Source organism: Arcobacter peruensis (genome assembly GCF_003711085.1).
GTDB lineage: Bacteria > Campylobacterota > Campylobacteria > Campylobacterales > Arcobacteraceae > Poseidonibacter > Poseidonibacter parvus.
The window spans coordinates 391,624-411,451 of record NZ_CP032363.1 but is presented as its reverse complement, the minus strand read 5'-3'; the positions used below and the strand labels follow the sequence as shown (position 1 = coordinate 411,451).

The following is a 19,828-nucleotide window of genomic DNA, read 5'->3' as shown; positions in this document are numbered from 1 at the left end:
ATGAAAACTAAACATGACATCCAACAGCTTCATAATTTTATTGAACTTATATCAGATTTAGCTTTTGTAAAAAATTTTAAAGGTCAATTTACACATATAAATGAAGCTTTTGTAGAATTAGTAGGTAAAAAAAGAGAAGATATCTATTTAAAAACTGACTTTGATTTATTTCCTAAAGAGGAAGCATTAAAGTTTAAAAAAGTTGATGATGAAATATTTAAAAGTAAAAAATCAAATAATAGTATAGAAGAACAATTAATACATTATAATGGAACTATTTCATATTTTAATACTTCAAAACAAGTTCTTTATGATTTAGAAGAAAATGAAATAGGACTATTTTGTGTAGCAAAAAATATAACTATTAGAAAAGAATATGAAATAATATATCGAGATAATCAACTTTTATTAGAATACATTGCAATGCAAAATAAACTAAAACCAATTTTAGACAAAATTGTACTTTTAGCTGAACAAAGAAATATAAACAGTATGTGTTCTATTCTTTTATTAGATAAAGAAAAAAAACATTTATTAAATTGTTCAGCACCTAGTTTACCAATATTTTATACTAACGCTATAAATGGAGTAGAAATAGGTGAAAAAGTTGGTTCTTGTGGAAGTGCTGCTTTTAAAAAGAAAAGAGTTATAGTAGAAAATATTAATACTCATGAAAACTGGAAAGATTATTTAGAATTAACAAACAAAGCAAATTTACATTCATGTTGGTCTCAACCTATTATTTCATCAAACAATGAAGTTTTAGGAACATTTGCTATTTATAATACAACTCCAAAAGCACCCTCTTCATTTGAACTAAAATTAATTTCTGCTTATTCTAATCTTGCAGCTATAGCAATTGAAAAAGATAACAATTATAGAACAATTTTAGAAAATGAGTATCAATTATCACTACTTTTTAATAATACTCATAGTGGTTTAATCTATGTAAATGAAAAGAATGAAATACAAAAAGCCAATCAACGTTTTATTGATATATTTGGCTATGAAACAGTTGAAGAGATAAAAGGTTTAAATGACACTAGTTTTTATCTACCAAATATTACATATGAAAATATAAAAGAAAAATTAAATGGTGAATATCAATTCAAGAAAAAAGATGGAACCAGTATATGGTGCGAGTTTTCAGGAAAGCTTCTAAATAAAGAAATTTCAAGTGATTTATCTAAAGGTGTATTGTGGACAATAAATGATATATCATCACGTAAAGCAATTGAAGAAGATTTAAAACAAAGTGAGTATTTCAATAAAACAATATTAAAAACTATCCCTAATATGCTTTGGTTAAAAGATATAAATGGATCTTATATTACATGTAATCATCAATTTGAAAAGTTTTATAATGTAAAAAAAGAAGAAATAATAGGAAAATCTGATTATACTTTTCAAGAAAAGAAAAGAGCTGAAGAATGTAGAAATTTTGATACTTTAGCTATTAAATCTTTAGTTCCAATTATAAAAGAAGAATACCTAAAAGATTCTAGTGGCAAAAAAATAGTATCAGAAACAACAAAAAAAGCAATGCGAGACAAAGAAGGAAATATTGTTGGAGTTCTTGGTATTTCGCATGATATTACAAAAAGACATGAAGCTTTTGAAAAAGTAGAAAAGTTAAATAAACTAGCTGAGTCCTTAACAAAATTCCAATCCTCATTACTTTCATTATTTGATAAAGGTGATGCAATACTTTTTAAATGGAAAAATAATAAAAATTATGATGCTGAATATGTTTCATTAAGTGTCAAAAAACTTTTTGGCTATGAAAAAGAAGAGTTTTTATCAAAAAAACTAAACTATGCAAACTATATACATAAAGATGATTATAATGTTGTTTTAAAAGAATTAGAAGATGCTATTGAGAATAAATTAGATTATTTCAAACATGAACCATATAGAATAATAGATAAAGATAATAATATCAAATGGATTTTAGATTATACAGTTTTTGAGAAAGACTCAAAGAATAATATTACACATTTTATTGGATATATTACTGATATTACTGAACAATTAAAACAACAAGAAATAATCTTTGAACAATCAAAACTTGTTTCTATGGGAGAAATGATTGGAAATATTGCACATCAGTGGAGACAGCCTTTATCAGTGATTTCAACAATAGCAACAGCTTGTAAACTCGAAAAAGAACTTGATATCTTAGATGATAATGATTTTATAAATAAGATGGAAGTAATAAATACAAATGCCCAATATCTTTCACAAACAATAGATGATTTTAGGGAGTTTATAAAAGCAGACCGAGAATTAAATGACTTTATCTTATCAAATGCAATTAAAAGTTTTTTAAATTTAGCAAATACTTGTATTGTTAATCATAACCTAAATATAGTTTTAGATTTAGATGATGATATTATTTTAAAAAATTATCAAAATGATATGATTCAAGCATTTATTAATATAATAAATAATTCTATAGATGCTTTTGAAAATACAAGTAATAAGGAAAAGTTTTTCTTTATTAAAACATCAAAAATAAATGATAAAACCATTATAAAACTTAAAGATAATGCAGGTGGAATTGATATAGATTTATTAGATAAAGTTTTTGAGCCATACACAACTAATAAACATAAAAGTCAAGGAACAGGTCTTGGATTGAATATTACTTATAATTTCATTGTTATAGGAATGAAAGGTGAGATCAGCGTAGAAAACTTAACATATTCGTACAAAGGTGAAAACTATAAGGGTTGTGAATTTACAATAACTTTATAAAGCTATTTTCGATAATTAACTTTTATTTTTTTACCCAAAACTTTAGGCTTGGTATTTAAAACATGAATATCTAGAAAAGCTTTTACTTGTGCTAAAGCTTCTCTATCTATCATTTTTTGCGCTGCCTTAGTACCTTTTATATCTTTTGCAGCAAAACCAATAGCCTTTTGACCTTTTTCATGTGCAATATAAAGTGCCCTATTTAAATGAAACTTTTGAGATACAATAATATAATCATCTAAACTAAATACCTCTTTTGCACGTACTATTGAATCAAAAGTTCTATGTCCGTGAAAGTCTCTTGTAATATATTTAGATGGAACTCCTAGTTTTATTAGGTCTTTATACATTGAAGTTACTTCATCATAATAAGCACTTTTATCTCCTGAAACAACAATTGCATTTACTTTCTTTGCTTTCCATAATTGTACTGCTGCACGAATTCTGTAGGTATAAAAATAGTTTTGTTTTCCTTTTGATATATATTTTGCAGTTCCTAAAACTAAGGCAGCTTTTTTAGCTGGAACTTTTTTAATATCAGTATAAATATCATTATTTTCTTCTTCAACACAAAATACAGATGAAGAAAATAAAATAATAAATAAAAGTAGCTTGATTGTAAAATTCATCTATTATTTACTCCAAGTATTTGCCCAATTTTCTTGTTCTTGTTTTGAAAGAAAAGTCCAAATTACAATTCTTGATATCTTTTGACCATGTTGCATTTCAATTGTGTCATACTCTTCTGGTTTAATTTTGTCTAATTCATCGTAGATAAAAGGAAGATTATCTTTCTTTGAAACAATTGTTGTAAACCAAAAACAGTTTTTAGAGTATTTTTTACTCTGTTTTATCATTGCTTTTACAAAAGCAACTTCTCCACCTTTACACCAAAGTTCATTATTTTTGCCACCAAAGTTTAAAGAGGCTTTTTCAACTACTTTCTTTGTAAGATTTTGAACTTTTCTTTTACTTCCTGCTTGCGCATCTTTTTGTGACTTATGAAAAGGAGGATTACATAAAATAAAATCAAACTTATCATCTTCTTTTATAACACCTGTAAAAATACTGTCATGATTTAATTGCAATCTACATTCAATATTTCCTTTTAAAGAAGCATTTGAGTTTATAATATTTTCACTAGAAGCAATAGATTCTTTTTCAATATCACTTCCTACAAAAGACCACTCATAAACGCTATTTCCAATAATAGGATAAATACAGTTTGCACCAATACCAATATCTAATCCTTTGATATTAGATCCTTTAGGAATTTTACCATCATTACACTGGGCTAATAAATCAGCAATATAGTGTAAATAATCAGCACGTCCTGGAATTGGAGGACAAAGATATCCACTTGGAATTGACCAAGACTTGATATTATAAAAATGAGCTAAAAGAGCTTTATTTAAAACTAGTACTGCATCTGCATTTGCAAAATCTATTGAAAGTTCATCATATTTGTTTTCAAATACATAATCACCTAGTTTTGGTAAACTTTTTATAAGTTTAGGAAAATCGTATCTTTTATTATGTGGATTTCTTGGGTGTAAGCCCTTTTTATGTTTTTTATGTGCCATATTTTTTATCTTAGTGTATAGTTTTTTTGTATTATACTGTCATATTACTAATTTTGAGTAAATTTACTGTTTATCTAATATGAATTAGGTACAATAATAAATATTTATAAAAAAGAGAAATTGTGCCAAGAGCGAAATTAAGAAAAATTTTACCTTCACATGAAAAAATAAAAGAACAAAAAATACTAAGAATTTTTGGTGAGCTATTAAATAAAAGAGAAATTTGGAGTCTTTCAAGAAAAAAGATTCTAGGTGGAGTTTTTATAGGAATTTTCGTAGCTTTCATACCAATGCCTTTTCAAATGGTATTAGTAGCTTTTTTAGCGATTTTATTTAAAGTGAACTTTCCAATTACTTTACCTTTAGTTTGGATTACAAATCCATTAACAATGCCCTTTATTTATTATGCAGAATATGAAATAGGAAATTTTATTTTAAATGTAAAAGACCCTATTAAATTTAGCTTTGAAACAATGGAACAAAATATAGGAGAAATTGCCCTATCCTTATATGTAGGAACTGCTTTTCTTTCTATAGTTTGTTCTTTTGGAGCGGTATTTATCTTGAATCTTTTATGGATTCGAGATGTTAAAAGAAAAAGAAAATAGTTTTAAGAAGAACAACTAACGTGAGAAACACCTGCAAGGTCAAATAATTTTAAGGGTTTTAATCTATAATATTTTTCTTCTATTTCTTTACTTTGTTCTTCATATGGTTTTGTCATAACTTCTTGTAATTCTTCAATTAAAGTATAATCTTCACTTTTTGCATTTTCATAAGCAGGTACTAAAAACCACTCTCTTAAAATATATTTTGGGTTTATTAATTTCATTTGTTTTGATAATTCTTCTTTTGTAACACTTTTATCAATTTTTAAGTTCCATTTTTCAAGCCAAGAAATCCATGCTTTTTCTATTTTTTCATCGCTAGAAATATCACCATAAAAACTTTTCTTTAAAGCTGTGATATCTTCAGGTATTGATGAAAGTTCACGGAAGAAAATAGTGTAGTCAACTGAAGTTTGCACCATCAATGTTAGAAGCTCATGAAATAACTCTTCATCAAAAATCACTAGTCCAAGTTTAGAAGTCCACATTTTTTGCATTTCTTCTTCCATAATTTTTGAGAAGCCATTTTTAATATCATTTAAAACATTTAAATGCTTTTCATGAGATGTTAATAAAGGCTGTAAAGCATTACAAAATGAATTAAAATTACGCTGTGCTGCTAAAGTTTGATTGAAGAAAGCAAAATGTTCTCCTCCTCCTGTCCAAGGTTGATAATTTGGATCAAATAAATCACAAAATCCAAAAGGTCCATAATCTAAAGTAAAACCTCCTGCTGCACAATTATCACTATTAAAATTCCCTTGACAATAAGCAACACGAATCCAATTTGCTATAAGAGCTGTTAATCTCTTACGAAACTCTAAAGCGAGTAAAACTATTTTTTCTTCAAAATCTAAGTTATCATCTATATCATTACTATATTCACGTTCAATTAGATGTAATACTATTTTTTTTAACTCTTCTTTTGCATTTTCGTGTTCATTTTTTCGAGTTCTTCTTGCAAAAAGTTCAATTTGTCCAACTCTTAAAAAAGATGGAGCAACCCTTGTTGTAATTGCCACAGCTTCATTTATCATTCTATCTGGGTCTTTTGAATATGAACCTTTAGAAAACCAAGGACGGCTAACTTGTTCCGCTTTAGAAGTATATAAACTTAAAGACCTTGAAGTTGGGATTCCAAGTTCATGCATATGTTCTTGTGCTAAGAATTCACGAATACTTGAACGTAAAACGGCTCTTCCATCTGCACCTCTACAATATGGAGTTCTTCCTCCACCTTTTAGTTGCATTTCCCAACGCTTATCATTTATAACTGCTTCAAGAATAGAAACAGCTCTTCCATCTCCATATCCATTACCTGTTCCAAAAGGACATTGTTGATAGTATTCTGTTCCAAAAATTGAAAGTGCGTAACCAGTTGCCCACCCTACTTTACTCATTGGTTTTGGAACATTTGAAATATCACCTGAGAACATTTTCATAAAATCATCTGATTTTGCAAGTTCATCATCAAAACCTAACTCATTAAAAAAGTTTTTACTATGTGCTATATATTTTGGTTTTGGTATAGGTGTTGGGTTTACAGTTACATAGTGTCCTGAAAACACTTGTCTTGGTTCATGATCAACACCATCTTCTCTAGATTCTTCATTTTTATTTAGTTTATTCATAAATGAATAATCTACAAATTTTGCTAAATCATTTAATGTTTTTACTCTTGTGCTATTTTTTTCATTTTTATTCATATTTTTTCCTTAGAAGCCCTAGCATCTATAATTATTTTGATTTTATCATAAAATGATTACTATTGTTTAAAAGTACTAAGGATTATAACAATTTAATAAGTTATAATTAGACCAAAATAATTATTAAAAACATTTACATAAAGGACATACTAAATGATTCATAAAAAAATTTCTCTTACTTTAGCAATACTAACACTAAGCACATCGGCATTTGCAGCAAACTATGTTTCAAATGACTTATTTACATATTCACATTCAGGTCCAGGAAGCAAATATAAAATTGTGGGTACAGTTAACGCAGGTCAAAAGATTACAATATTAAGTAGAAGTGCAGGTTTTACACAAATTAGAGATCAAAAAGGTCGAACAGTTTGGATTAACTCAAAATATGTTTCTAATCAACCAGGTTTGAAAAAACAACTAGAAACACTAAATATTAAACATTCAAAATTAGTTGATAAATTAAGTACTTATGAAGAAGAAGCGAATAAAAATAAAGCAAATCTAGAAAAAGATTTAACTTCAAATATCAATCAAGTTCAAGAATTACAAAAAACAAATGAAGCGCTTAATAAAAGATTAAATGATGTAGAAGAAGAAAACAAATCTTTAAATGATTTACTAGATAATGAAAAAACAGATTTATTAATGAAATGGTTCTCTTACGGCGGAATGGTAGCTGGTTTAGGTTTATTATTAGGATTAGTACTTCCTTCTTTAATTCCAAGTAGAAAAAAGAAATCACGATTTTAGATAAATTAAAAGGTTTAGAGTCTGAGTTTTTAGAAACATATCCACAAGGTTTTAAAGACGAGACTTTTTTCCCAAAAATACAAAAGTTTAATCCTCAAAAACTAGAAGATTTTGCAAAAGAAGCCCTTAAAAAAGAAAACTTCCAAAATCCAAATTTATTTGTAGAAGGATTTTTTAAAACAGTACAAAAGTCTGTTATGGTTTCTCTATTTGATAAACTAAAATTAAAAGATGCCATAGCTACTTTGAACTCTTATGAAAAAGATATGCTTAGTATTGAGATTTATGAGCTTTTATATGGAAATAAAAAAGATGGTTTTGAAGGACTTGTAGACTTTTTAGCCGAATATAATCTAGCAAAATGGACAATTATTAGTGTAACTCCATATTGTATAAATAGACATAAGTCTTACTTTATAAAACCAACTACAACAAAAATGGTAATCAAATATTTTGAACTTCAAGATTTGGAATATAAACCAAGACCTAGTTTTGAGTTTTATGAAAAATATACTAAAGCTTTAGATGAAATGAAAGCAAACCTTGATGATTCACTTACATTTGATAATGTTGCATTTACAAGTTTTTTAAAGATTGCTATTGAAGCTGACGATTATTAATAATAAAAACTAGATAATAACCATTTTTATATCATCATATGATATTTCTTCATTTAATTTTACAAAAATTGGTTTTAGTTTTATTTTCCCATCTTCACTAAAATCTTCTTCTTTATTCTCATTTTCTATTTCAGAAATTGCTTTTTTGATTTTATTTATAGTGCTTAAATTTGGCATATATTTTGATATATCAAAGTTTGGTTCTTCTTCTTTAATTGTTGATAAATGCTTCATAATAGTAGAAACAGAAAAACCTGCGCTTTTTGCCAAAATAGCAAGAGTAGATGAAGACTCTATTAGATTTTTTGTTTTTATATGATTTGCTATTTTTTCTTCTATTACTGGTTCTTTATCTAACTCTTCTCTTTCTTTATTAATTGCTTTTTGGTCAATAAGACCTCCTAGTCTTTCAATATATGAAAGATTGATAAGTTCTAGTTGTTTTTCATCTTGAGCTTCAATTTTGTCATATGCTTTTTTTGAAGCTTGTTTAATTCTAGGGTCAATACTCAAAATCAAAGGATCAACACTTAAAGCTTTTTCATTAAAGCCCATTAATTTTAAACCTTCAATATTTTTGATTCTTGAAAGTGCAACATATCCTTGCCCTACTTCAAAAGTCTTCGATAAATCAATTTGTGCAGCATCCAAGGTCATACCTTGAGATTTGTGAATAGTAATAGCCCATGCTAGTTTTAGAGGTATCTGAGAGATCTTTGCTGACACTTTTCCTTTGTCATTTTCAATAGACCAGTCTTCGTATTCTACTTTTATTACATAACCATTTGATAGTTTTACAAGTGGAAGTTTTTTATCATCTTTTGAAAAATCAATTACAACACCTGTAGTACCGTTTATATAGTATTTTTCTGGATTGTTTTTGATAAACATAACGACTGCATCTTTTTTCAGCGTTAGTTCTTCTTGAACAAGTGCAGATTTAAATAGCTTTTCAATATTTGATTTTGCACCTTCGCTTTCATAATTAAAAGCAAAAGAAGGAGATTCTAGTCTTGATAATTCATCATTGTTTATTCTATCTACATCCATATTATGCGTATAAAGTTTTGTAGGAGAGAATTCAATATCTAATTCTTTTTGATGTCTATCGTTTAAAATATCATAAGTTTTTTGTGATATTTCTCCTGATCTTATCTCATCTAATACAAAAATTAGTTGATTATCATCTTGTCTAAATTTCTTTTCTAAATAACAAGTTTGTAAATCAAGTGCTTTCCAAGATGGGCTTTGCCATGCAAATCTTTTAGAGTCATTTGATTGTGAGATTGGAGGAAGCTGGAAGAAATCTCCTGAAAGTATTACTTGAACTCCTCCAAAAGCTTCATCCTTTTGCTTGAAAGCTTGTAGAATCATATCAATTGCAGTAAAAACATTTGGGCTTACCATAGATATCTCATCGATGATTAAAACTTTTAGCTTTTTAAATCTAGTTTGCAAATACTTTTTTTCTAGTAAATTTGAAATAAAATATTCATCAATACTATCTCTTATTCCTAGAGAGAAAAAAGAGTGAATAGTTTGACCATTTAGATGCGAAGCAGCAATACCAGTAGGAGCTACAACAGTAGGAATAATCTTTCTTGATTTTAAATATAAAATATATTCATTTAAAATATATGTTTTACCCGTACCAGCTGATCCTGTTAAAAAAACATTTTGACCAGATTTTAGTATTTTTAGTGCTGTTTCTTGCATTTGTTACCTATTTAGAATTTTGTTAGCATAATAGCGTATTGAATTAAAAATCACCTATTAATTTATCACCATCACTGAAATAATCAGTCAAATACTCATCATTTATTTCTCTTAACATTTCATCACTTTTAATATCATCTTCGTTTGATGTGATAATAGTCTGAATACCGATTTTATTTAAAAGATGAATGGCAGAGTAAATACCTTTTTCGTAAACATTATTTTCACCATCAAAAGGACTGTCAAATGCTACAAATTTGATAAGTTTCTTTTGTCCATAAACTTCAGCTAATGCACATGCGAAAATAAAACATAAAAGTTTATTTTTTGTAACTTCATTTATTTTTTCATCATTTTCAACATTTAGCTTAAACTCTATGTCATTTGAAGTATTAAAATCAATTGAAAAAGTTGTCTCTTTACCTAATACTATGTTTCCATACTTAGAAATAATATTTTTAAATCTATCTATAAAATAGCTGTTGATTAATTTTTTGTTTTCTTCTATGACTTTTTCTAAGTCACTTTTAGCATTTTCTAAAGCTGTTATTTCAATATCTTCTTTTTTGATTAGTTCATCTAATTCATACTTTTTTCTGATTTTACGCCCATCAATACCTAGAAGACTTGATACAATTGTTTTGTATTCTATTTCATTTAAAGATGTGTGTTTGTTTAAAATAAAGGTATTATTTTGATTTGCTTCATCTCTTAAAAAGTATGTTATGTAAGTTCTAAATTTATTTATAGAATAATTAACTTTGTTTTCAAAAAAAGACTTAGCTATACCAAGACTTCCTTTTTTATTAAAAGTTTTTTCATCTAAAAGCATTGACTTTTGTTTTGTGATTTTTAACTCAATATTTTTACCACTCTTAATAGGTCTTTTAATCGTCATATATCTATTTGAAGCAATTTGTAGTTCTATATAAAAAATATAATCTTTAAAATGTTCGTGTCCTAAAAAGTGTTTATCGCCTAAGAGACAAAAATCTATTAGTTTAAAAAGACTAGTTTTTCCTACACCGTTAGAATCTGAAAGTATAAAGTTTATACCTTTATCAAATTCTATAGTTTTAAAATTATCATTGTTTGCATATATTTTTGATATTTTCATTTAGATTCCTTGTTTTCTTGCTAATTTCAATAAATAGTTAAATTTTAAACTATTTGTATCTTTAGCTCTTTTCCTAATATATTCGCAAAGTTTTGTAAAGTAGATAATCTTATATCCTGAGCATGGTTTTCTATTCTAGATATTGCTGATTTTTTTGTTTGAAGTTTTAAAGCCACTTCTTCTTGTGTCATCCCAGTATCAACTCTTGCTTGTTTTAGCATTTCACCTATTTTAAATTCTTCATAACCCTTATCAAAGTTTTTCTCAAATTCACTGTCTTGCTTTTTTCTTTTAATAATATATTTTTGTAAATCACTCATTTGATAAATACTCCTCTTTTCTATTTTGTGCTAAGTCAATCTCTTTTTTAGGTGTCTTTTGGTCTTTTTTTCTAAAAGCATTTGTTAGTACAATAAACTTTCCCTTATGCTCAAAACCTAATAACCTAAAACTATTACTTGTATGTTGAATTCTTATTTCAACTATATCATTTGTATTTACAAGTTTTTTGTAGAACTTTGTAGATACAGTATGAGATTCTTCGATTAACTGTAAAACCCAAGTTACTTTTTGTACTTCTTTTAAAGATAACGAATCTAAAAAACTTTCAATAGGACTTTTACCTAATTTGGTTTTATAAAATAGAATCTCTTTCATAAAAGGTTAACATATAAGTTAACTTTTGTCAATATATTAAGCATTAACTCATCCTTATAATATTTTTATTTATTATATTATGAATTTTAAAAGTAAGTGGTTTTCATTGCAAATTGTAATATATAGCTTATCAATTAATATTTTTTAATTTAATCACAGTTACTGGTTTAGCTCTAAAAGTAGGACTTAATTTATCTGCCTCAATCATATGTGGTGTAAACAGCCCTTTTCACTCAATACAATAGGTAATAATTTACTATAAGCATCTATTTGTTTTTGTCTTTGGCCTTTTTTTGTTTCTATCAAAATTAGAAGTGATATTTCTTGATTCATTATATTTCCTTTTTTTGTATAATATATACTGTATCCTAAGCATCATTTATTAGAGTTTATTACTTCTGTCATATTTGCTATTGTCTTATTAAAGTATGGATTCCAAGTAAGTCTTGCAAAATACTTGCCCTCTTCTAGTAAGCCCCAAGCTGAATACCAAAGCTCGTCTTCTTGGCTATTATAGATTTTATCTTGTCCATTTCTAAACATTTTAAATGGACTATTTTTTCCATAAAAGAAATTGTCTTTTTTAAATAACACACTTAAATGAGAAAAGTTACCAATGTTTTCAGAAGGAATATAAGAAGGTAAATAAGTAATTCTATTATCACTAAAATTCTTGTCTTCTCCATACCAAATAAGTTGGCTTTTTGGGTTTTTAAACTTATTTGTAAAAAATGATACTATATCTTCTGATGCAATAACACTATCATCTTGACTAATTGTTATAAATACTGGTTTTGAAAAACTCTTAGAATCAAAAGCTTCCTCAACTTTTTGTAAAGACTTGTAGTATAAATTTGAAGCATTCATTGATAAAGATTCATATCTTAAAATATTTTGACTATAGTCATTTTGAAATAACCACGTTTTGAAAAAAGAACCAATTCCGGAAAAAGGTAATAATGTACTTTGATTTGATGCAAAACCAGGTGAAAAAAGCAATAAGCCTGAAATATCCTCTTCGTTTTCAAAAGCATAAGAAGTCACAAGATTAGCTCCTGTTGAAAAGCCACCAAGCCATAGTTCATCTACTTCTTTCTCTAAAAGCTTTATGTGATGTTTTACTAGATTTTCCCATTGCTCAAACTCTACGTTTATTAAATCAGCAGGTTTACTTCCATGTCCTGTTAATAAAACAGTTCTTACTAAAAACCCTAATGAAACTAACTCTTGTGCTAAATCTTGAAAATAACCAGGAGAATCACCAAGTCCATGAACTAGTAAGATTCCCTTTGATGCTTTTTGATTAATAGGCTTTTTCTCAAATGGTGAGTTTAAAAAAAGTTCTAATTCAGGACTTTTTGTCAAAAATACACGATTGTTTTCTAACCAACTTTTGTTTTCATTTACATATTTTGAGAAATCTGATTGATTAAAAGTTGGAAGAGTTTTAGACGAAATGTATAAAGGGTTTTCATTATTTGCAAAACAAAAATTGAAAGTTAGTATTAGAAATAGAAAAAGTTTAGTCAATGTTTTTAGCCTTAATATAACTTGATAATGACAAAGTGACTGAATACTCTTTGTAATTACGATATTTTAACTCTTTTAGACTTAAAAATTCCGTGTTACTTGTTTCTTTTTTAAGCATTTAACAATAGATATAAAACTCATATTTGAATATTTGCTTGGATAATTAATACCTGATATGTATACATTTTTCGCTATTATTCTTATAATAATTAGTTAGTTAAAGGATAAAAAAGTGAAAGTAAATATTCCAGGAAGAGAAGAGCTAGAAATTCAAAACATCGTATTTGATTATAATGGTACGATTGCAATTGATGGTAAACTAATTGAGGGGATTAAAAAAAGTATAAATGAATTTTCAAACTCTTTTAACTTTTATGTAATTACTGCTGATACTTATGGAAGTGTAGAAAAAGAGCTTGAAGATACAAAGTGTGAAGTTATAAAAATACCAAAATCATCTCAAGATATTAGTAAGTTAGAATTTATTAAAAGTTTAGGCTCTTCTACGACTTTAAGTGTTGGAAATGGACGAAATGATAAGTTGATGTTAAAAGAGTCTATTTTGGGTATTGCTATCTTACAAGATGAGGGTTTATGTACTGAGACTTTATTGAATTCTGATATTTTAATAAAATCAATTTTTGATGTATTCTCTTTTTTGAAAGATGAAAATAGATTAATAGCTACATTAAGGAATTAATCTAAGTCAATATTAATTTTTTGTGGGGAGAGCTTATGAAGTTTATTTTTTCATTTATGATATGTTTGACCTTATTGTATGGTTCTGAGATAAAACTTACAAAACAACAAGCAGACTTTATAGCAAAAAAAGTATGGCAAAATGAAGGTGCAGGATTAGATAAGTATCTTATCCACTGGAATAAAGGTGAAGACTTTGCTTCTGTTGGTATTGGTCACTTTATCTGGTTTCCTAAAGGACATACTGAACGTTTTAGAGAAGTCTTTCCCATGTTTATCTCCTTTATGGAAAAAAAGAGTGTAGATATGCCATCTTGGCTAGATTCCACTACTTCTCTACCTTGGAATACTAAAACAGAATTTTATAAAGCAAAAAAACAAAATACTAAGAAATATACAGAACTTTTTAACTTTCTTAAAAGCACTATGCCATATCAAGCAGAGTTTATGGCACAACGTTTAAGCAAGGCATTGACTCAAATGCTAAACTCTATAACAAGTGATAAAAGACAAATACTCATTACAAAAAGATTTAATGAAGTGATGCATCATAAAAATGGTTCTATTAATGAAAAAGGACTCTATGTTCTTTTAGATTACACCAATTTTAAAGGTGAAGGCACATTAAAAAGTGAACGTTACAACAATCAAGGTTGGGGTTTACTTCAAGTACTTGAACATATAAACCCAAATGAACCAAACAAGCTAAAAGCCTTTGCCCAGTCTGCTTCTACAATGCTCTCAAGACGCATCAAAAATTCACCCCCTACACGAGGAGAAGAAAGATGGAGAAAAGGTTGGAATATTAGATTAGAAACTTATTGGAAGTAACGACCGAACTGAAGGACAAGTGGGTGAAACGACTTGACAGTTTGGTCTTAAAATTTTATTTATTCGAGATTTAAAAGCTCGATAATTTTCGCTCTATTAACTTGTTCTTCTTCCAGTGTTTTGTTAGTATTTCTTTGTTATCAATGAATATGAATCATCATCAATATCCATTTTGTTTATATTATCTATATGTTTTAATTTTTTATTTTTATTCAAATTTTTAATAGCTTTTTGTTCATTTGATTTACAACCAAAGTAAATACCGCTAATACACTTTGGATTTATTCTAAAAAAATGCATTACTGTTGAATTATAACCCATTGATGCTAATCTATATATTTCATCTTTTATACTTTCATCTCCCATATCCTCCATCATTTCATATTCTTTTGGATATGTAACTTGTATTTGATTTTTTTTAAGAACAATCAATTCAATGTCTTTATTGTTTTTACAAATTTTACGTATAAATTTATCATCTTCACAAATAATTCTATCTGCATCTTTTAGTCTAACTACTGAACGATGTTCTTTTTCATATGACCAATCATCTGACTTAGTAAATAAAATTGATTTATTAAATTTCTTCCAATGAAAATCAGTTACTGAATCTGGGCTTAATTCATTTCCATATTCAAAAGTAGGTTTTACTCTTTTATAAATTATTCTTTCTGGATATTCATAAATTTCTCCTAAGTAATCTTTTCCAAAACGACTTAATTTACCATCTAAACTTTGTAAAGAGTCTTCATATAAGGGTACATCTTTTAAAAATTCAATTACAACACCTTTATGTTCATCAGCATAATGTGACCACATTAAAGGATTAATATGGTCTTCGGTTAATGATACAATTCCTAAATCAAAAATTTCAGATTGAGTACATCCCATCATCTGTTCAATTTGATAATCCTCTTCTTCCTCATTTTCATTCTTATTTATTTCTATACCATTTTTTGAATAATATTCATCAAAAGTTTTATTTGCATTCTTTATTTGTTGATGATTAAACATACCTTCAAAAGGATCATTTAATGCATATACGGGAGTTGCTCTTAACATAGGCTCATTAAAAAAACTTGGTCTTAAATTCATATATTTATATAAATATTTAATCATTTTTCTTACTTCTTTTTGAATACTAACGTTTGAATACACCAATAAAGTGCTGCAGGTACTTTATTGGTGTGCTATGTTTTGTTGTGTGATTCACTCTAGAATATCCATCTTAGATTTTTTGTGTCAAATTTTTTATATTATTAAAAAGTTCTTCCGCAGTAAATTTTGTTCTAGTTGAATAATCTTGTATATCACCATCACCAATATAAACATTTTCCATATCTTTAAAACCTATATCTGCAATCTGTTCTTTCTTAATTTTGCAAATCTTACCATTGCTAAAAATAAATTGCACATAATCATCTTTTTTCTCAATTTCTAAAACACTTAATTTATTTGAAACAAAATATTTTTTATTTTTAAGTGTTTTATTAATCTCTTTTATCTCTTTGTTAAGGTCATCAAATGATTTTTTGATCTCTTGTAAAGTGTCTTTTTCATAGTATTGAAAATGCTGCCAACTTAAATTGAATTGTTCGCTAAAAGCTCTAGCATCTTTTGATTTATAATTTACAGTAATAGGAATACTTTCAAATCCTGCTTCTTTTAAGTTGTTAAAACCATTTGCCAATATATAAAATTCTTGCTCTGGTGCAAAATATTCAATCATGTTTTCAAATGTATAGCCATTAAAATGAGGTAAATATTTTTCATCTACTTTGAAGGTTATATTGTACGCTGGAGCTTTACCAATATTTTTAATGATAATCTTTGAGTGACTCACTGCTTGAAAAGATATATCAAATATGATTGAAATAAATGGAGAAGTTTCCACCTCTCTTAATTTACTAGTTTCTTTAGCTAATACAATTGTAAAACCTACATAAACAAGTGTAGCCAATACCAAAATCAATGACGAATATTTATTAACAACATCCAAGTACTGAATAAATGAATCCATTTGTATTTTTCCTTTTACAACTTTTAACACAAAATACTGTTTGAAGCTTATTTGTATACACAACGGCTAAGGTGAGGAACGATGGCGATATTTCGTACTTAATTGTTCGGCTTTTAAGTTTCTTTATGAGACACTTAAAAGCTTGAAACTTTTGCAGTATAGCCTCGTTTCTCTCCTCCGATTTGTTAGACAATTTAATCTTTAAATTAAAGTTTAATATCCCATCCAATTTTATCTAATTTTTTATTGAATTCATCTATCATCATTTGATTTGGCTTATGTTCTTCATATGATGTATCAAGTATATATGAATGATACAAATCTAATCCTTTTAGTAATTGTCTATTCTTTTGTTTAAGATAATTATGTATAGTAAAAACATTTTTAGTTAATGCAGTGATATCAGTATCTGTTTCAGTAGCACCTATAATATACAGTTTGTCTGTCATCTCTAATTGAAAAAGTTTTCTATTTACAGCCATTCCCCAATCAGAGCCAATTTTTGCATGTTGTGCTTCTGATAATTTAAAATTTACTATCATTTCTTTTCTTGTTAGAAAAGCAGAGATAGCAGCAATAACTGTAGACATTCTGTCATTACTATTTAAATATTTATTTGATGAATTTGTATTAATATAAATGTTATTTTTCATCATAATTAATGCATTAAATATTATTTCTAAACCAACATTAGCATCATTGAAATTTGAAATTAACATTTTTTTAAATTTTGTACCATTTTGAAGTATAGACATTGAAATTTTTGTGCCAAAATAATCTGCCCACATCTCAAGAGTTTGTGAATCAAATTTGTTTTTATCATCATATTCAAGATGTTTATTTACTAAATGTGCAAGCTCATGACCTATCATAAATAAAACATATATTTTTGAGGCATCACTCTCTATATCTAAAAACTGCATATCATTTGATATCGCAATATGTGATTTAGTTCCTGTGCGGGATACTTTCATTCCACCTGACATATTATCAAGTAATTTGTATTTAATAAATTTTGAATCTTTTTCATTAAGAAAAAAATCTTTAAAATCATTAAAAATATTATTTATCAGTTCTTTATGCATTTACAATTTTCTCTTTGCTTTATATTTAAAATAGTTGTCTAACGACTGAAGTAAGTGGACGTGGTACCTTTGTATTTGTTCCCATTACTTATCAGTTTTATTTTTAATGATAACTAAAATTATCTTTTAAGCCCGTGGGTACCTCGTTCACTTCTCTGTTTTGTTAGAATTTGCTGTTACCATAATGTAAATTCATGCTTTATTATCAACTCAATATGTTCTTCTTCAATATATTGTTTAGTAATACAACATTTTTTGAATTTTTTATTGCTACCACAAAAGCACTTTTCATTTCTTGCAAGTTTTACATACTCTTCATTAGGTTTCTTTCTTGGAGTTTCATCAATATCATATATGGTAATAGGTGTTAATTCATTTGATAGAAGTTTTTTATTTAAAAAATGTAATCCCTTAAATTGTTGTGCCTCATTATCATATTCAACAACACATCTTTTATCCATAGGATTTTCAACCATTGAAATATGGTTAATATCTGTTATATCATTAGCTATTCCTATTGCTATTTCGCCATTGTATAATTCACCTTTATCATGTTCACATTCAAATGAATCAATATCATTCCCACAAATACTGCATTCGTACATTTTCACTTCCCAACCAATACTAGCAAAAATTTTATATGGATATAGTTTTTCTAATATCAATAGTTGTTTTTCAAAAAAACTCAAGACTTTTTCTTTTTGATTATTTATTGAAAACTTATTAATATTTCTTAATGAATCAAGAGAATCTTGTAAGTATTTCCAAGAATTAGAATAATTTTTTATTGAAATTTCTTCCCACATAGTTATTAGTGATGTATGAAATGATAATATTTTGTTAATTAGATAAATATCATTTAAAACAAGTTCATCTTGTGAAATAAATTTTTGCACTTTATTTTCTATTAATGACAAGTTGTTTTTAGCATTATGAAATTTTTTTTCATGTAAATTTTTATATATTGATTTAAAATCATTTTCTTGATAGAAATTTGTTATTAGTTCTGTTCTAAACATATTAATCTTTTAAAATCTTATTTAAATCAATTTTTTTAAACTTTTTTAATCCTTCTAAATCACCACTATAATTAAATCTTTTGTAATCATCACCTTCTTTACATTCAAAACTAAAATTTACTTTCGCTTCTTTTTTTTCTCCAGTTAGACTACTTTTTAATTTATCATACATAAAATTAATAATCAATCCCATATATATTTGAACTGAAGTATCAGATGCCAAAAAAACTAAAGGTAACCAATACTCATTATTATGCAAAGATATTTTTTTAAAATTAGGATTATAATCTATATTTATTTCAGCATGATGTTTATGTACCCATTTTGCAAAAGTTCCACTATCTCTTTGTAATATTTTCTCTTTAGTACCATTATAAAATTCTGGAACAATTTTAATTCCATTTGATTCAGAATAAAATTTTTTAAAGTCTTCAGATGGTTCATTTAAAATTTCTATAGTTGGTTCTTTCATATATTTCCTTTTACATTCTAACTATTTATTCAAAGAACATTATATCCCAATTAATATTTATATATATTATTAAAAGACATAAAAAGTGTTTTATTAATAATATTTTTTATTACAAAAATGTAATGTATTAAAAAAACACTAACTTTTATACTATTAACCTTAAATATAAAATGTCCTTTTAACTCTATATCAAGAGATAACAGGACAAAGTGTTCCGTTATTTGTCATATATCTTGGTATTAGGAAATTATGTCCCTTAAGAAAAAGGTTTTTATTATGGAAGTTAAAAAAAGTTATTAGATGGAGTTCAAGATAAAACTAATCAGCAAAATTCTTTTGAATATATTCTAATGCATCAATAATAGTTCCATCAAATTCAGATGATAATTCTTCCCCTGCTCCATCATCAATAAAAGCTTCAAATTTACATAACTCATTAAATCTAATATCTTCTTTACATACATCTATATTTTCTTGCTCAATGGTTGCATCAAATAAATAGACAATTTTTCTATCAAGTGTTTGTCTAGCTATTGAAAAATTCTCTACTTCAAGTTCTGGATACAAGGCATAATCAGATAAAGTTTTTAACTTTATCTCCCAATCATAATCCTTATAAATTTTAATAACAAACTTTCTTTCTAGCATTAATTCA

21 protein-coding genes are annotated in these 19,828 nt (G+C 26.7%); 6 read left to right on the top strand and 15 right to left on the bottom strand.

The window, feature by feature from the left end:
* Positions 1-2,757: a PAS domain S-box protein gene (locus tag D3Z07_RS02040; RefSeq protein ID WP_122892943.1), complete on the top strand. Its 2,757-nt coding sequence runs from the start codon at positions 1-3 to the stop codon at positions 2,755-2,757.
* 2 nt (positions 2,758-2,759) lie between these two features.
* Here the strand turns inward: D3Z07_RS02040 and D3Z07_RS02035 are convergent, their stop codons facing one another.
* A complete protein-coding gene (locus D3Z07_RS02035) occupies positions 2,760-3,386 on the bottom strand; it encodes a SanA/YdcF family protein (RefSeq protein WP_076086925.1) in 627 nt (208 codons plus the stop codon).
* Between the two features lie 3 nt (positions 3,387-3,389).
* On the bottom strand, positions 3,390-4,340 hold the full coding sequence (gene rlmF / locus D3Z07_RS02030) for a 23S rRNA (adenine(1618)-N(6))-methyltransferase RlmF (protein WP_122892942.1): 951 nt from the start codon (positions 4,338-4,340) through the stop codon (positions 3,390-3,392).
* A 122-nt stretch (positions 4,341-4,462) separates the two neighbouring features.
* On the opposite strand from rlmF, the gene D3Z07_RS02025 reads away from it, so the two are divergent.
* On the top strand, positions 4,463-4,948 hold the full coding sequence (locus D3Z07_RS02025) for a DUF2062 domain-containing protein (RefSeq protein WP_076086931.1): 486 nt from the start codon (positions 4,463-4,465) through the stop codon (positions 4,946-4,948).
* Positions 4,949-4,950: 2 nt separating this feature from the next.
* Here the strand turns inward: D3Z07_RS02025 and D3Z07_RS02020 are convergent, their stop codons facing one another.
* Positions 4,951-6,654 (bottom strand): protein adenylyltransferase SelO, encoded by a 1,704-nt coding sequence (locus D3Z07_RS02020; RefSeq protein ID WP_122892940.1) that lies wholly within the window; start codon positions 6,652-6,654, stop codon positions 4,951-4,953.
* Positions 6,655-6,807: 153 nt separating this feature from the next.
* Here D3Z07_RS02020 and D3Z07_RS02015 point away from each other — a divergent pair, with 153 nt between their 5' ends.
* Together D3Z07_RS02015 and D3Z07_RS02010 are read left to right on the top strand one after the other, a co-directional pair.
* Positions 6,808-7,407, top strand: coding sequence for a TIGR04211 family SH3 domain-containing protein (locus D3Z07_RS02015; RefSeq protein ID WP_076086937.1), 600 nt, complete (start codon positions 6,808-6,810; stop codon positions 7,405-7,407).
* A gap of 197 nt (positions 7,408-7,604) precedes the next feature.
* A complete protein-coding gene (locus D3Z07_RS02010) occupies positions 7,605-8,027 on the top strand; it encodes a hypothetical protein (protein WP_228200568.1) in 423 nt (140 codons plus the stop codon).
* A 9-nt stretch (positions 8,028-8,036) separates the two neighbouring features.
* Here D3Z07_RS02010 and D3Z07_RS02005 read toward each other — a convergent pair whose 3' ends face one another.
* The 6 genes from D3Z07_RS02005 to D3Z07_RS01985 all read right to left on the bottom strand — a co-directional run bounded on the left by D3Z07_RS02005 (position 8,037) and on the right by D3Z07_RS01985 (position 13,047).
* On the bottom strand, positions 8,037-9,743 hold the full coding sequence (locus D3Z07_RS02005) for an AAA family ATPase (RefSeq protein ID WP_122892938.1): 1,707 nt from the start codon (positions 9,741-9,743) through the stop codon (positions 8,037-8,039).
* A 43-nt stretch (positions 9,744-9,786) separates the two neighbouring features.
* On the bottom strand, positions 9,787-10,860 hold the full coding sequence (locus tag D3Z07_RS02000) for a DUF2326 domain-containing protein (RefSeq protein WP_122892937.1): 1,074 nt from the start codon (positions 10,858-10,860) through the stop codon (positions 9,787-9,789).
* Between the two features lie 44 nt (positions 10,861-10,904).
* Positions 10,905-11,180, bottom strand: a complete 276-nt coding sequence (locus tag D3Z07_RS01995) for a helix-turn-helix domain-containing protein (RefSeq protein WP_076086958.1) — start codon at positions 11,178-11,180, stop codon at positions 10,905-10,907.
* Positions 11,173-11,517 carry a type II toxin-antitoxin system RelE/ParE family toxin gene (locus D3Z07_RS01990; protein WP_122892936.1) on the bottom strand — a complete coding sequence of 115 codons (345 nt, stop codon included), beginning with the start codon at positions 11,515-11,517 and terminating at the stop codon, positions 11,173-11,175. Before D3Z07_RS01990 ends, D3Z07_RS01995 begins: the two co-directional genes overlap by 8 nt.
* A 204-nt stretch (positions 11,518-11,721) precedes the next feature.
* Positions 11,722-11,850 carry an antibiotic biosynthesis monooxygenase gene (locus D3Z07_RS14205; protein WP_228200567.1) on the bottom strand — a complete coding sequence of 43 codons (129 nt, stop codon included), beginning with the start codon at positions 11,848-11,850 and terminating at the stop codon, positions 11,722-11,724.
* Between the two features lie 42 nt (positions 11,851-11,892).
* A complete protein-coding gene (locus D3Z07_RS01985; RefSeq protein ID WP_164707182.1) occupies positions 11,893-13,047 on the bottom strand; it encodes an alpha/beta hydrolase in 1,155 nt (384 codons plus the stop codon).
* Between the two features lie 232 nt (positions 13,048-13,279).
* On the opposite strand from D3Z07_RS01985, the gene D3Z07_RS01980 reads away from it, so the two are divergent.
* Positions 13,280-13,747, top strand: a complete 468-nt coding sequence (locus D3Z07_RS01980) for an HAD family hydrolase (protein WP_122892934.1) — start codon at positions 13,280-13,282, stop codon at positions 13,745-13,747.
* 35 nt (positions 13,748-13,782) lie between these two features.
* The gene (locus tag D3Z07_RS01975) at positions 13,783-14,577 is read left to right on the top strand and encodes a hypothetical protein (RefSeq protein WP_122894182.1); all 795 of its coding nucleotides are present in this window, start codon (positions 13,783-13,785) and stop codon (positions 14,575-14,577) included.
* A 123-nt stretch (positions 14,578-14,700) separates the two neighbouring features.
* On the opposite strand, the gene D3Z07_RS01970 is transcribed toward D3Z07_RS01975, so the two are convergent.
* The 6 genes from D3Z07_RS01970 to D3Z07_RS01945 all read right to left on the bottom strand — a co-directional run bounded on the left by D3Z07_RS01970 (position 14,701) and on the right by D3Z07_RS01945 (position 19,821).
* Positions 14,701-15,696 (bottom strand): DUF2971 domain-containing protein, encoded by a 996-nt coding sequence (locus D3Z07_RS01970; protein WP_122892933.1) that lies wholly within the window; start codon positions 15,694-15,696, stop codon positions 14,701-14,703.
* Between the two features lie 109 nt (positions 15,697-15,805).
* The gene (locus D3Z07_RS01965) at positions 15,806-16,597 is read right to left on the bottom strand and encodes a hypothetical protein (RefSeq protein ID WP_122892932.1); all 792 of its coding nucleotides are present in this window, start codon (positions 16,595-16,597) and stop codon (positions 15,806-15,808) included.
* Between the two features lie 206 nt (positions 16,598-16,803).
* Entirely contained in the window at positions 16,804-17,682 is an 879-nt protein-coding gene (locus tag D3Z07_RS01960; RefSeq protein ID WP_122892931.1) for a M48 family metalloprotease, read from the bottom strand.
* A gap of 176 nt (positions 17,683-17,858) precedes the next feature.
* A complete protein-coding gene (locus tag D3Z07_RS01955) occupies positions 17,859-18,701 on the bottom strand; it encodes a YecA family protein (RefSeq protein WP_122892930.1) in 843 nt (280 codons plus the stop codon).
* 1 nt (position 18,702) lies between these two features.
* The gene (locus D3Z07_RS01950; RefSeq protein ID WP_122892929.1) at positions 18,703-19,173 is read right to left on the bottom strand and encodes a hypothetical protein; all 471 of its coding nucleotides are present in this window, start codon (positions 19,171-19,173) and stop codon (positions 18,703-18,705) included.
* 318 nt (positions 19,174-19,491) lie between these two features.
* The gene (locus D3Z07_RS01945) at positions 19,492-19,821 is read right to left on the bottom strand and encodes a hypothetical protein (RefSeq protein ID WP_122892928.1); all 330 of its coding nucleotides are present in this window, start codon (positions 19,819-19,821) and stop codon (positions 19,492-19,494) included.
* Between the last annotated feature and the right edge of the window lie 7 nt (positions 19,822-19,828).

Coding starts and splice junctions, on each gene's coding strand:
- D3Z07_RS01955 (WP_122892930.1), bottom strand. CDS start 18,701: ATGTTTAGAACAGAACTAATAACAAATTTCTATCAAGAAAATGATTTT.
- D3Z07_RS01990 (WP_122892936.1), bottom strand. CDS start 11,517: ATGAAAGAGATTCTATTTTATAAAACCAAATTAGGTAAAAGTCCTATT.
- D3Z07_RS14205 (WP_228200567.1), bottom strand. CDS start 11,850: ATGAATCAAGAAATATCACTTCTAATTTTGATAGAAACAAAAAAAGGC.
- D3Z07_RS01950 (WP_122892929.1), bottom strand. CDS start 19,173: ATGAAAGAACCAACTATAGAAATTTTAAATGAACCATCTGAAGACTTT.
- D3Z07_RS01970 (WP_122892933.1), bottom strand. CDS start 15,696: ATGATTAAATATTTATATAAATATATGAATTTAAGACCAAGTTTTTTT.
- D3Z07_RS01975 (WP_122894182.1), top strand. CDS start 13,783: ATGAAGTTTATTTTTTCATTTATGATATGTTTGACCTTATTGTATGGT.
- D3Z07_RS02035 (WP_076086925.1), bottom strand. CDS start 3,386: ATGAATTTTACAATCAAGCTACTTTTATTTATTATTTTATTTTCTTCA.
- D3Z07_RS01995 (WP_076086958.1), bottom strand. CDS start 11,180: ATGAGTGATTTACAAAAATATATTATTAAAAGAAAAAAGCAAGACAGT.
- D3Z07_RS02015 (WP_076086937.1), top strand. CDS start 6,808: ATGATTCATAAAAAAATTTCTCTTACTTTAGCAATACTAACACTAAGC.
- D3Z07_RS02000 (WP_122892937.1), bottom strand. CDS start 10,860: ATGAAAATATCAAAAATATATGCAAACAATGATAATTTTAAAACTATA.
- rlmF (WP_122892942.1), bottom strand. CDS start 4,340: ATGGCACATAAAAAACATAAAAAGGGCTTACACCCAAGAAATCCACAT.
- D3Z07_RS02040 (WP_122892943.1), top strand. CDS start 1: ATGAAAACTAAACATGACATCCAACAGCTTCATAATTTTATTGAACTT.
- D3Z07_RS02005 (WP_122892938.1), bottom strand. CDS start 9,743: ATGCAAGAAACAGCACTAAAAATACTAAAATCTGGTCAAAATGTTTTT.
- D3Z07_RS02010 (WP_228200568.1), top strand. CDS start 7,605: ATGGTTTCTCTATTTGATAAACTAAAATTAAAAGATGCCATAGCTACT.
- D3Z07_RS01945 (WP_122892928.1), bottom strand. CDS start 19,821: ATGCTAGAAAGAAAGTTTGTTATTAAAATTTATAAGGATTATGATTGG.
- D3Z07_RS02020 (WP_122892940.1), bottom strand. CDS start 6,654: ATGAATAAAAATGAAAAAAATAGCACAAGAGTAAAAACATTAAATGAT.
- D3Z07_RS01960 (WP_122892931.1), bottom strand. CDS start 17,682: ATGCATAAAGAACTGATAAATAATATTTTTAATGATTTTAAAGATTTT.
- D3Z07_RS01965 (WP_122892932.1), bottom strand. CDS start 16,597: ATGGATTCATTTATTCAGTACTTGGATGTTGTTAATAAATATTCGTCA.